Annotated in this window: 10 protein-coding genes and 2 tRNA genes; 6 read left to right on the plus strand and 6 right to left on the minus strand. The window is 70.6% G+C overall.

Annotated elements, in window-relative coordinates; genetic code table 11:
• The first annotated feature begins 59 nt into the window (after positions 1-59).
• Complete coding sequence (locus VF557_09640) at positions 60-1,142, plus strand: DUF2332 domain-containing protein (GenBank protein ID HEX8080459.1); 1,083 nt, start codon at positions 60-62, stop codon at positions 1,140-1,142.
• A gap of 60 nt (positions 1,143-1,202) precedes the next feature.
• Here VF557_09640 and VF557_09645 read toward each other — a convergent pair whose 3' ends face one another.
• The 5 genes from VF557_09645 to ssb form a co-directional block, all read right to left on the minus strand.
• Complete coding sequence (locus tag VF557_09645) at positions 1,203-1,940, minus strand: SDR family NAD(P)-dependent oxidoreductase (protein ID HEX8080460.1); 738 nt, start codon at positions 1,938-1,940, stop codon at positions 1,203-1,205.
• Between the two features lie 151 nt (positions 1,941-2,091).
• The gene (locus tag VF557_09650; GenBank protein HEX8080461.1) at positions 2,092-2,706 is read right to left on the minus strand and encodes a hypothetical protein; all 615 of its coding nucleotides are present in this window, start codon (positions 2,704-2,706) and stop codon (positions 2,092-2,094) included.
• A 3-nt stretch (positions 2,707-2,709) separates the two neighbouring features.
• Complete coding sequence (locus VF557_09655) at positions 2,710-3,204, minus strand: thioesterase family protein (protein HEX8080462.1); 495 nt, start codon at positions 3,202-3,204, stop codon at positions 2,710-2,712.
• 40 nt (positions 3,205-3,244) lie between these two features.
• Positions 3,245-4,927, minus strand: coding sequence for an energy-dependent translational throttle protein EttA (gene ettA, locus VF557_09660; GenBank protein ID HEX8080463.1), 1,683 nt, complete (start codon positions 4,925-4,927; stop codon positions 3,245-3,247).
• Between the two features lie 172 nt (positions 4,928-5,099).
• The gene (ssb, locus tag VF557_09665) at positions 5,100-5,603 is read right to left on the minus strand and encodes a single-stranded DNA-binding protein (protein HEX8080464.1); all 504 of its coding nucleotides are present in this window, start codon (positions 5,601-5,603) and stop codon (positions 5,100-5,102) included.
• A gap of 272 nt (positions 5,604-5,875) precedes the next feature.
• On the opposite strand from ssb, the gene VF557_09670 reads away from it, so the two are divergent.
• Together VF557_09670 and VF557_09675 are read left to right on the plus strand one after the other, a co-directional pair.
• A tRNA-Arg gene (locus VF557_09670) sits at positions 5,876-5,948 on the plus strand.
• Positions 5,949-6,025: 77 nt separating this feature from the next.
• Positions 6,026-6,766 carry a DUF899 family protein gene (locus VF557_09675; GenBank protein HEX8080465.1) on the plus strand — a complete coding sequence of 247 codons (741 nt, stop codon included), beginning with the start codon at positions 6,026-6,028 and terminating at the stop codon, positions 6,764-6,766.
• Between the two features lie 50 nt (positions 6,767-6,816).
• On the opposite strand, the gene VF557_09680 is transcribed toward VF557_09675, so the two are convergent.
• Positions 6,817-7,116 carry a 4a-hydroxytetrahydrobiopterin dehydratase gene (locus VF557_09680; protein ID HEX8080466.1) on the minus strand — a complete coding sequence of 100 codons (300 nt, stop codon included), beginning with the start codon at positions 7,114-7,116 and terminating at the stop codon, positions 6,817-6,819.
• A gap of 74 nt (positions 7,117-7,190) precedes the next feature.
• On the opposite strand from VF557_09680, the gene orn reads away from it, so the two are divergent.
• The 3 genes from orn (at position 7,191) to VF557_09695 (ending at position 11,868) form a co-directional block, all read left to right on the plus strand.
• Entirely contained in the window at positions 7,191-8,111 is a 921-nt protein-coding gene (gene orn, locus VF557_09685; GenBank protein ID HEX8080467.1) for an oligoribonuclease, read from the plus strand.
• Positions 8,112-8,151: 40 nt separating this feature from the next.
• Positions 8,152-8,227: transfer RNA gene (locus VF557_09690), tRNA-His, on the plus strand.
• 155 nt (positions 8,228-8,382) lie between these two features.
• A complete protein-coding gene (locus VF557_09695) occupies positions 8,383-11,868 on the plus strand; it encodes a hypothetical protein (protein ID HEX8080468.1) in 3,486 nt (1,161 codons plus the stop codon).
• The last annotated feature ends 93 nt before the right edge of the window (positions 11,869-11,961 follow it).

Here is an 11,961-nt window from a genome sequence, read left to right on the forward strand (position 1 = left end):
GGTGCTGCGGGTCTGAGCCCGGGAGCGGGCGCCGTGCGGGGCTGTCCTACCGTCGTGGTGTGACGACCCTGGCCGATCGGTTCCGCCGGCACGCGCGGCACCTGCCGGACGGGCTGTACCGGACGCTGCTTCTGGACATGGCCGACGACTGGCAGGCCGGTGGCGTGGTCGCCGAGATCTGCCGGGACTGGGCCGACGCGCCGGGCAGCGAGGTGGTCCAGTTGCGGCTGCTGGCCGGTGTCCAGCGGTTGGTGCTGTCCCGGGCCGAGCCGCAGTTGGCGATGTACTACGCCAACCTGGGCGGCGCCGCCTCGCCGGCCGGCGCCTGGCAGGACTTCGAGCCGGCGTTGCGACGTCACGTCGACGAGCTGCGCGAGGCGTTGCAGGTCACGCCGCAGACCAACGAGCCCGGACGGTCCGTGCCCCTGCTGGTCGGGCTGTTCGACGCGGTCCGGCGGTCCGGGCTTACGTCGGTGCGGCTGCTCGAACTCGGGGCGTCCGCCGGGCTCAACCTGCTGGTGGATCGGTACTTCATCGCCGGTGACGATTGGTCCTACGGGCCGGCGTCCTCGCCGCTGCGGTTGACGCAGGCGGTTCTCGGGCCAATCACCCCGGCGTCGTTCACCGTGGTGGAGCGGCGCGGTTGTGACCTGGCGCCGGTCGACGCCTCGACGGTGGAAGGCCGGTTGCGGTTGACCTCGTTCGTCTGGCCGCACGACCTGCACCGGCACGAGCGGCTGCGTGCGGCGCTGGCGGTCGCCGCGTCGCATCCGGTCGCGGTCGACCAGGCACCTGCCTCGTCCTGGCTGGCGTCGATGCTCGAGCCGGCGGTGGCCGGCGACCTGCTCACCGTGGTCTGGCACTCGATCACCCGGCAGTACTGGCCGCCGGCGGAGGTGGCGGCAACGGCGCGGGCGCTCGACGCCGCACGTGAGCGGATGCCGATCGCCCATATCGCGATGGAGTCTCCGGTGCCCGCCGCTCAGTCGGACAGCGAGTCCTCGCACCGGCCGGCCGAGTTGAACGTGCAGGTTTCGGTTCCCGGCCGGCTCGCCGATCCGGGGCCGGTGCTGCTCGGCACGGTGGCCGACCACGGCGTTCCGGTTCGGCTGGCTTTGCTCAGCTCATCATGGGACGCGTAGCGGTTTCGCACGCCCCGGCCAGCGCGACCGCTACGCGTCGCGGGTGAGGCGCCGGTCAGCTCAGCCGACCGGCTCCTCGACCAGCTCGGGCTGCTCCGCGCCGTGCGGGATGTCGATGCGCTCCTCGCCGGTGCGCAACGCTCGCAGGATCACCCGGGCGACGTAGTCCGTGCTGTGCACGATGAAGCCGGGAAACGGCTCGGTCCCGAGTTCGAAGATGCCGCCGGCGAACTCGGTGGCGGTCAGCGACGGCAGCACGGTGGACACCTCGATGCTGTCGGAGGCCAGTTCGAGTCGGGCCACCGCGCTGAACATGGCCAGGGCGGCCTTGCTGGCCGCGTAGGCCGACACCAGCGGGCCGGGCGCGTGGATCACTCCGGATGAGACGTTGACGATCCGGCCGCCGCCCTGGGCGTGCATGGCGGGCAGCACTGCCTGGGTCATCGCCAGCACGCTGACCAGGTTGAGCTCAAGCAGTTGGCTGAACTCCTGCGGCTCGGTGTCGACCAGCAGCTTCAGGATGCCGGCGCCGGCGTTGTTGACCAGGCCGTCGATCCGGCCGTGCCGGTCGAGGGTGGCCTGGACCAGCGCCTGCCTGGCAGCCGGGTCGGTGACGTCGGTCGGCACCACCAGCGCGCCGCCGAGTTGCTCGCTCAGCTGGCGCAGCCGGTCGGCTCGGCGTGCCGCCAGCACCGGCAGCGCGCCGGCGGTGTGCAGCGCCCGCGCGGTCGCCTCGCCGATGCCGGACGAGGCGCCGGTGACGATCACGATCCTGCCGGTGAGATCGAGAACGGCCATAGCCTCATTGTGCAGCTTCGGCTGGGGCGGCAGGCAAGAGGTGATGTCAGGTCGCAACCGGCTGGTTGCCCGCAGCGCTGGAGTGCCGCACGGCAGGCGCCGCAGGCACCCACTGCGGCAGGCGCGCCCGCTGCCGCGACCGGATGCCCGCCTACAGCGACAGCAGGCCGAGCGGGTTGCCGTCGCTGACGTAGGTGGAGCCGTACGCGGCGGCGATTCGGGTCCAACCCTCGCTGACGTCGACGGCGACCTCGGAGTCCCGGGGCAGGAAACCCATTCGGGTGAGCGCCGTCAGCGCCCCGAGCCGGACCTGGACGCGCGGCGCCGAGCCGTCCCCGGCGACGGTGAGCACGACCGAGGCCAGCAACGCCTCCTGGCTCTGCCTGCTGGTCGCCCCGCCGGCCAGGTCAGCTCCTGAGCGCACCAGGTTGCGAATCACGCTGTCAGGGACCACCTCGACCCGACGCCAGCCCTGCCGGGGCGGCAGCGCGCTGAGCCAGTGGGCGTCCTTGCCCGCCGGCGCCGGCCCGGACTGCTCGGCCCATCGAAGAAAGTCGGCCGCTGCCACCGTGATGTCGAAAGCGGCGGCCGTCTCGGTGGCCAGCGTGCGGCCGGCCAGCACCTCGTAGGGCAGCCGGACGAAACCTGCCACCCGCTGCTCCGCGGCCCGGAACCGGATCATCGACGCGCTCTCGATGGAGACCGCGCGTTGGGCCAGCGGGATGAAGTCGGCCAGCTGGTCGGGCGTGACGAGGGTGTCCAGCACCGGTCAGCCCTGCCCGGCCGGCGGGCCGGCCACCGGCGCGCCGTCGGCCGGCAGGCCGGGCTCCGCCGGCAGGCTCACGTCCGCCGGTCGGCTCGGCTCGGCCGGCTCGTCGGTGTAGCCGGCCAGGATGGCTCGCTCCTCCTTGGTCAGGCGCCTCGGCCGGTCGGTGCTGAAGTCGACGGTCACCAACCTGGTGACAGCCTGGGCAGCCAGCGTCTGGCCGTCGTAGACGTCGTAACGGACGTCGAAGGACGCGCCCCGAATCCGCTCCACCCACAGCTCCAGCCGTAACGGCTCCGGGTGATAGACCACCGGCCGCAGGTAGGTGATCTCGTGATGGGCGACCACCGTGCCTCCGGAGAACGTGGAGTCGTAGCGGTCGAAGAACATCGACACCCGGGCCTGCTCCAGGTAGGCCAGGTAGGCGGTGTTGTTGACGTGGCCGTAGGCGTCCATGTCTGACCACCGCATCGCGCAGCGAGCGACGAAGCGTGCCACCGAGACCCCGCGTCCTATCGTTGTTCGGTCATGGGCCGGCTCAGTCGCGAGTCAGCTTGCGATAGGTGACCGCGTGCGGGCGGGCGGCCTCGGCGCCCAGCCGCTCGACCTTGTTCTTCTCATAGGACTCGAAGTTGCCCTCGTACCAGTACCACTGGGCCGGATTGGAGTCGTTGCCCTCCCAGGCCAGGATGTGGGTGGCGATCCGGTCCAGGAACCAGCGATCGTGACTGATCACCACGGCGCAGCCCGGGAACTCCAGCAGCGCGTTCTCCAGCGAGCCGAGGGTCTCGACGTCGAGGTCGTTGGTGGGCTCGTCCAGCAGCAGCAGGTTGCCGCCCTCCTTGAGGGTCAGGGCCAGGTTCAGCCGGTTGCGCTCGCCGCCGGACAGCACCCCCGCCGCCTTCTGCTGGTCCGGGCCCTTGAAGCCGAACGCGGAGACGTAGGCACGGCTGGGCATCTCGACCTGGCCGACCTTGATGTAGTCCAGCCCGTCGGAGACGACCTGCCACACGTTCTTGGTCGCCTCGATCCCGCCGCGGTTCTGGTCCACGTAGCTGATCTTGACCGTCTCACCGACCTTGACCTCACCGGAGTCGGGCTGCTCGAAGCCGACGATGGTCTTGAACAGGGTGGTCTTGCCGACGCCGTTCGGACCGATGACGCCTACGATGCCTCCGCGCGGCAGTGAGAACGACAGGTCCTTGACCAGCACCCGGCCGTCGAAGCCCTTGTCCAGGTGGCTGACCTCGACCACCACGTTGCCCAGCCGGGGGCCCGGCGGGATCTGGATCTCTTCGAAGTCGAGCTTGCGGGTCTTCTCCGCCTCGGCCGCCATCTCTTCATAGCGCTGTAGGCGAGCCTTGGACTTGGCCTGGCGGCCCTTGGCGTTCTGGCGCACCCAGTCGAGCTCCTCGAGGAGGCGCCTTTGCAGCTTCTGGTCCTTCTTGCCCTCGATCTTGAGCCGCTCGGCCTTCTTCTCCAGGTAGGTGGAGTAGTTGCCCTCGTACGGGTGCGCCCGGCCGCGGTCGAGCTCGAGGATCCACTGGGCGACGTTGTCGAGGAAGTACCGGTCGTGGGTGACGGCCAGGATGGTGCCCGCGTACTTGGACAGGTGCTGCTCCAGCCACTGCACGCTCTCGGCGTCGAGGTGGTTGGTCGGCTCGTCGAGCAGCAGCAGGTCCGGCTGCTCCAGCAGCAGCTTGCACAACGCGACCCGGCGACGCTCGCCACCGGACAGGTGGGTGACCTGCTCATCGCCGGGCGGGCAGCGCAGCGCGTCCATGGCCTGCTCGATCCGGGAGTCCAGTTCCCAGCCCTCGCCGTGCTCGATCTTCTCCATCAGCTCGCCTTGCTCGGCCAGCAGCGTGTCGAAGTCGGCGTCCGGATCGCCCATCGCGGCCGAGACCTCCTCGAAGCGCGCCAGGTACCCGCGCATCTCGGCGACCGCGTCCTCGACGTTCTCGCGGACCGTCTTGGTCTCATCCAGCGGCGGTTCCTGCTGCAGCAGGCCCACCGAGGCGCCCGGGGCGAGCAGGGCGTCGCCGTTGGATGCCTGTTCCAGGCCGGCCATGATCTTGAGCACGGTGGACTTGCCCGCGCCGTTCGGACCGACCACGCCGATCTTGGCGCCGGGCAGGAAGGCGAGGGTGACATCGTCGAGGATGACCTTGTCGCCATGTGCCTTGCGCACCTTGTGCATGGAGTAGATGTACTGAGCCACTGGTAGTCCCTGCTGCTGTCGAGTCGAGCCGTTCACCGGTTGGCTCCAGTGTCCCATCCGCCGAATCGGTCGCCGCCCACCCCCGCCCGCCCCGGCCTCGCCCCGGACCGGACCGCGCGGCGAGGCCGGCTCCGCTCGAGCGCCGTCGCTCGAGGACCGCGGGCTGCCGCCCTCAGCCGGTGGTCGCCAGCTGGGCGGAGGGAGCGCGGCCGCCGGCAGGCCCGGCCTCCTCCGGCTCGTCGACCAGCTCATACCCCTGGTCCTCGGCCCGGATGGGCATGCCGTCGGCGTCGAGCTCGATCGAGCCCGAGAAGCCGTTCTTGCGCTTCTTGAAGTCCGTGGTGCCCCTGGCGAGGTCATGGCCGATGGACTCCGGCTCGATCTCGTAGGCGATGTGGTTGGCCTCGTCCTTGACGTACTGCCTGGAGAAGATCCGACCGTGCAGCACCACCGGATCGCCCTTCTTCAAGGACGCGGCGACGTTCTCGGCGAACTCGCGCCAGAAGGTCGCGTTGACGAAGAACTTGTGCCCGTCCACCCACTGGCCGGTGTCTCGGTCCTTGCGGCGCTGGGTGCTGGCCACCCGGAACGACACCCGGGACAGGCCCGAGGTGGTGGGACGGTTGGCGACCTCGTCCACCACATTGCCGACGATGGTGATGTTGGTTCCGTACACGATGAGCTCCTTGTAGAGAGGAATCCGGTTTCCCGGGGCCCCGTTCGGGTTGCGCCAACTCAATCGCGCGGACCGGCCCGCAGAGGGGCCTCGAACCCGAATGTGGACGCCGCCGGCGCCTGTGGACAGCGGGGCAGCGCCGAATAGACAGCGGGTCGCCGCCGGCGCCTGTGGACAGCGGGGCAGCGCCGAATGGGCAGCGGGCCAGCGCCGGGCGATCTGTCCGTCCTGGGACGGTTGGAGCGAGCGCGGGGCCGCTAGCATGGCGCCAGGCCCTCGTAGCTCAGCGGATAGAGCTCCCGCCTTCTAAGCGGGCTGTCGCAGGTTCGATCCCTGCCGGGGGCACAGAGTCGCTTCTTCCAAACGGTCGTGCTCGTGTCAAACGGTTGTGCTCGGCGCCGAGTCGGAGTTATATCTGCTCGATGTCCGAGCCTCGCACGTCCAGCCACCCACTCCCGCGAATCGCCGATCGTCAGACCTGGCAGGCCGAGCTCGACGAGCTCCGGGTCAAGGAGAAGGCCCACACCCGCGCCGGGGACGTCCTCGCCGCGCAGCGACGCCGGTTGCCCATGGTCGAGATCGACGCGTCCACGAAGCTGATCGGCGCCGGCGGGCCGGTGCCGTTGATCGACATCTTCGACGGTCGGTCCCAGCTGATCACCTACTTCCAGATGTGGCACACCGGCAAGCCCGCCGCCGAGCAGTGCGAGGGCTGCACCTTCTCCACCACCCACATCAACGAGCTGTCCTACCTGCACTCGCGTGACGTCAGCTACGCGACCTTCTGCCAGGGCCCTTACGAGGAGAGCTCGCGCTACCGCGACTTCATGGGCTGGACCGTCCCCTGGTACTCGGTGCCGCAGGACTCCGTGGAGCAGTTGATCGCAGGCCGGCACTTCGGCATCCTGGTGTGCTATCTGCGAGCCGGCGACAGGGTCTTCGAGACCTACTGGACCACCGGCCGCGGCGACGAGGTGATGACGCCGTCCTACGGGCTGCTGGACCTGACCGCCTACGGCCGGCAGGAGTTCTGGGAGGACTCGCCCGAGGGCTGGCCGCAGCGCTGGGATACCCGAGGTAGCCAGTTCAGGCTGGACGGCCGCCCGACCGCCCAGTGGTCACGGATCAGGGCCGGGCGCGACGACGACCTCGGCACGTCCTGACGAGCCTGCCGGTGGTCGCCGGCTGAGACGGCCGGACACCGGCAGGCGGCTCAACCCAGCCGATCGGCGATCGCGTCGAGCTCGTGGGCCAGTTTGAGGTCCAGCAGGGTCAGCCCGCCCGCCGAGTGGGTGCTCAGGCTCAGCTCCACCGTCCGCCAGGACAGCCGCAGGTCCGGATGGTGATCCAGCTGTTCAGCCACCGGGGCCAGCTCTGAGATGAACCGCACCGCGGTCAGGAACGAGTCGAACTCGATCGTCCGGACCAGGGCCTTCTCAGCTACCGACCAGGCCGGATCCAACTCGCGCAGGCCCTCCCGCAACTCCTCGTCGTTCAACAGCGTCCGGCTCATCTGACTTCTCCTCCCGCTTGCCCAAACCCTACTAACCGGTCGGGGCGCCCAATTCTGCTCTACGCTTCGCCTTCGTGACCGAAAGAGAAGCGAAGGACGAGAAGCTGGTCTGGATCGACTGCGAGATGACCGGGCTGGAACTGAGCCGGGACGCGTTGATCGAGATCGCCGTGCTGGTGACCGATTCCGAGTTGAACGTGCTCGACGAGGGCCTGGACATCGTGATCGGCTGCGCCGACGAGGTGCTGGAGACGATGGTGCCGTTCGTCCAGCAGATGCACGAGACGTCTGGCCTGACCGAGCTGGTGCGGCAGTCCACGGTCACCCTCGGCCAGGCCGAGCGGCAGGTGCTGGACTACATCAAGCGGTTCGTGCCCGAGCCGCGTACCGCCCCGCTGTGCGGCAACTCGATCGCCACCGACCGCGGCTTCATCATCCGCGACATGCCTGAGCTCGATGCCCACCTGCACTACCGGATGATCGACGTCTCCTCCATCAAGGAGCTGGCCAGGCGCTGGTACCGCCGGGTGTATTTCGGCCAGCCGCCCAAGGGTCTGGCGCACCGGGCGCTGGCCGACATCTACGAGAGCGTGCAGGAACTGCGCTACTACCGGGCGACGATCTTCGTGCCGCCGCCCGGACCGACCAGCGAGCAGGCCGCTGCCGCCGCGGCCGCCGTGCTGGGTGACGCCGCCGCGGCCGCCGTGCCGGGTGACGCCGCCGCGGCCGCCGTGCCGGGCGAGGCCGCCGGAGCCGGGCAGTCCGCCCATGCCGAGCCGACGGACCCGGCCAACCCCGTCACGGCCGCCGCCGTCCTGGGCACCGCGGCAGGTGCCGCCTCGGCCGCCGGTCCGAGCCTGGCCGCCGGCGCCGTCACCGCGGTCACCGCAGCGGTCACCGCCGACCCCGCGGCCACCGCCCCGCAGCCGGCAGCCGATACGCCGGAACAACCCGTCGACCCGGTCGTGCCGCACACCGGTCAGCCGCTAGACTGATCAGGCTTCGCCGGGTGCCGCCGCGCCCGGCGAAGCGATGGTGGGTGTAGCTCAGCTGGTAGAGCGCCGCGTTGTGGTCGCGGATGTCGCGGGTTCGAGTCCCGTCACTCACCCCAGCACAGCCGTCCGGTGCAGCCGGGGCTGTCCGCTTCGGGCCCCAGCCGCGGTGCACCGCTGATTTCGCAGTCAGCTCAATCCCCGCGATCAGCGACTGGCGGCAATACCCTTCAGACGAACACCTCACACCCCACTCATCCGAAGGCGGCCTGGCATGACGAAGCCGGCCGGGCCGGATGTGGTGGTGAAGGTCAAGCACGAGTCCGCGACCAGCGATCAAGCCCCGGCTCCGCAGAGCTGGCCGGCAGCGCCCGTGGCGGCGCCGCGCCCGCTGCCCGGCTTGGTCCGGGCACCCTTGGTGGGGGCCGCCGATGACCCGGCTGAGCAGCAGGCGCACCTGGTGGCCGACAGTGTCGTCCTGCGGCTGCGCCGCCAAGCCGAATGGCACGTGCCGGCGCCCGCCGACCATGGCGGCGGTTCGGCTGCCTCGAGTGCTCAACCTGCACGCTCGCGGACGCTGCGGGAGCTGCACCGGCGCGCCGCGCGGGTCGGCGTCCCGGCCGGCGCGGCCAACCAGGTCCTGCGCAGGCAGGTCGTCACCCAGCTGAGGCTGGGCGGCGAGGCAGCCGACCTGATCGCCGACGTCGCGATCGTCGGCCGGCCGCCCAACACCTTCGGCGCCTCGATGGGCGATCACACCACCGCGTTCACCGTGCACGTCAACGCCGTCCAGCACGCCCTGAACGGCGCCCCGTTGGCCGAGGCCGCCGCCCGCATGGGTGTGCTGGTCTCCGAGCTCCGGTCGCTGCCCGGTTACGCCATGGTCGGGGTGTCGCTGCCCGAGCGGCACCTGCGGCTGTGGCAGGCGGCCCTGGCGACGCTCACCGATGTCCGGCGACGGCTCGACGCCGGCAAGGGTGACCCGGTGGCGCTTGTCCAACAGTACGTCGGCGCCTACCTGGAGCTGCGCGAGCTGGTCCCGCTCAGCACCGTCAACACCGCCATGGTCTCCAAGGCGACGTCGGGCAAGGGCAAGGGAGAAGCCGTCGAGGCGCTGCGCGCCCAGGCCGGTGGAACACCCCAGAAGCCGGAGGCGCTGGCTGCCGAGATTCTCGGGTTGTTCGACGTCCGGGCGGCCGCGCTGGCCTGCGCCGAGACCGATCCGGCTCAGCTGGCCAGGCTCGCTCCGGGGTTGCCGGCCACGTTGGGGGCGCGGGAGCGCGGGCAGGCGATCGTCCTGCAGCACCTGCGCTCCATCCAGACCGGCTATCCCGGCGCCCTCGCGGCGCTGGCGGGTGAGCCGGTCGCCGGTATCTCGAGCGGGTCCGGTGACTCAGCCGCCAAGATCGCCGCGCATCAGCGGGCCGCGGCGCAGGGCGCCGATGACAAGGTGCTGGGCAGGCTGATCGATGAGATCCTCAGCAACCACGTGATGCCTCGAATGGTCACGGCGGTGTTGACCGAGATCGAGCGGCTGCAGGCGAGCGAGGCGACCGACGTGGCCGCGTTGATGCATTTCGACGCACCCCGCTCCGGTGATCGGGCTCTGGACAGCGGCAAGACCGGCAAGACGGCCGAGGCCGTCAAGGCCGGGATAGCCGAGCGGCTGGTCCTGATCCGCGCTCGGCGCACACAGCTGGAAGAGCTGCTGGGGTCGGACTCCACCTCCGCGTCGAAGTCCTCGGGCGGCGCGGTGGCGAAGGTCAAGGACGAGGCGAGCGGCGAGAGCATGAAAGACGCGCCGGAGTCCGAGGTCGGAGCCGAGGCCGAGAGTGGCGGCATGAAAGACGTGCCGGAGTCGGAACTGGAACCGGCGGAGGACAGCGAACCGCTTCCCTCGCAACGGTCCAAGCGCAAACGCTCGGTCAAGGTCGACCCGATGAAGCTGGGCGCGGAACGCGAGGCGCGGCAACGCCACGAACTCGCCCTCGCGAAGGTCGGCAAGAAGGCCGGCAAGCGAGCCAGGGTCGGCCCGCTCCCGGTCAGCTCGAAGGGGGTCTGGGACGAGTTCGACCGAGACGCCATCCCGGTGTTCAGCGGCAGCGATCCGATCTCCGAACCGGCGGTCACCGAGCCGGCGGTCATCGAGTCGGCGCCCAAGGCCAGGCAGACGGTGCAGATCGTCTTGGACGATGAGGGAAACGTGACCGAGGTGCTTGCCGCCGGCCGGCCGCCCTCGCCGTTCCCCGGCGGCACGATGGGTGCGCACACCACGGCCTGGACGGTGCACCTGGACCGGGTTCGGAGCCTGCTGGTCGGCAAGAGCGTGGCCGCGGCGCTCACGGCGGTGGCCGGGCCGTTGCGCGCCGAGCGCCTGGCCAGCGCGACGGCGATGAGCGCGACGTTCGGTTTCAAGCACGAGCTGCCCGCCCTGACAGCGGTCAGCCCCGGCCCGCCCAGCCTGACCAGGTTGCAGGACGAGGTCGTGTCCCACCTGGAGCAGGTCAACCTGATACCCGGCGCGACGCTGCCGTCCGCCGACACCGGCGGCAAGAGCGAGGGACGCCATCGCCGGGTCCTGCTGAACTTCAAGGGTTACCGGAAGAACGAGGTCGCCGCCGCCATCGAGGGTCTCATCGACGTGGCCGCTGTGATCGACGACTCCGTGACGGCGGAGTTGACTGTGGACGAGGACGCGGACGCGGTGCGGGTGCTGGTCGCCCAGCACCTGGCAACGATCGAGGCGGCTTATCCGGGCGCGCGGCGCGCGGCAGGCTTCGACAGTGGCGCGGCCGTCGGCCAGATCGCCAAACGAATCAGCAAGCGCGAGTCTTCGGAGGGGTCGAAGAAGCCGAGCAGCTACGAGCCGGCGGCTGAGGAGGAGGGCGACGAGGAGGCGGAGGCGCTCATCGGTTGGTCCCCGCCAGAGGCTGCGGCGCTGGGCCTGGATGACAAGCTGTTCGGCGCCCACACTCCCCGAGCCGAACCGGGTGAGCTGCCCGGACGGCCGGAATTGGCGCCGGCGCCGCTGCTGGGTTCGCCTGGCGCCCTGGTGCTGCCGAGCATGGCCGACCGGGCCCGCGCGGCGCTGTGGCTCGATCCGGCGGGCAATCTCATCCCCGAGCGGCTGGAGGAGTTCACCACTGCCTACTCCACGGACATCAACGATCGGGGCACCTACCTGGCCGAGGGCGAGGGGACAGTCGCCGCTGCGCATTTCGCCGTGAGCGTCCGGGTGTATCGCGACGCGCCCCCGCCGGGGTTCGACATCGTCGGCAATCTCGGCGGCGGGGACTGCCTGCTCTACGCGTTGCAGCACGTGTCCCAAGCCTCCCGAGGTTACCTGCTCACCGCGCTCTCCGGCCCGGAGATCACCGCGGCGCGGGCCGCGATCGTGGCCGGGCTGCCGGCCGACGCCCTGCAGAACGCGGTGCGGGCCATCGTCACCGACGCCGTCGCGCAACGGCACATCGCCGGCCTGGGCACCCGGATGCGGGCGCTGCTGAACAACCCCGGGCTGCGGCACGCGGCGGCCTGGGTGCGCACCGCCAGCCAGCGGGCAGCCGCCGAGGAAGCGCTGAAGGCCAGGGCAGAGGCTTCGACATCGGCATCGCCGGCGAAGAAGGACCCGCCGCCGGTGACGAGGCCGCCGGTGATCCGGCACCAGGCCGTCTACGGAGTCGGCGAGCCGCTGGCTGATCAGGCGCTGCTGCACACCGGCGGCAACCACTACGTCGCGCTGGTCAGGCGTCCGGGCTGAGCCGGCCAGCGCCTAAGGTGTTGCCTGACATCTGCCCGCGACAGAAGTTGACCACCGCGCCGGCGTGGCTCGGCGCGCTCGCCAGGAACGAGG

This window comes from Jatrophihabitans sp., assembly GCA_036389035.1.
GTDB lineage: Bacteria > Actinomycetota > Actinomycetes > Mycobacteriales > Jatrophihabitantaceae > Jatrophihabitans_A.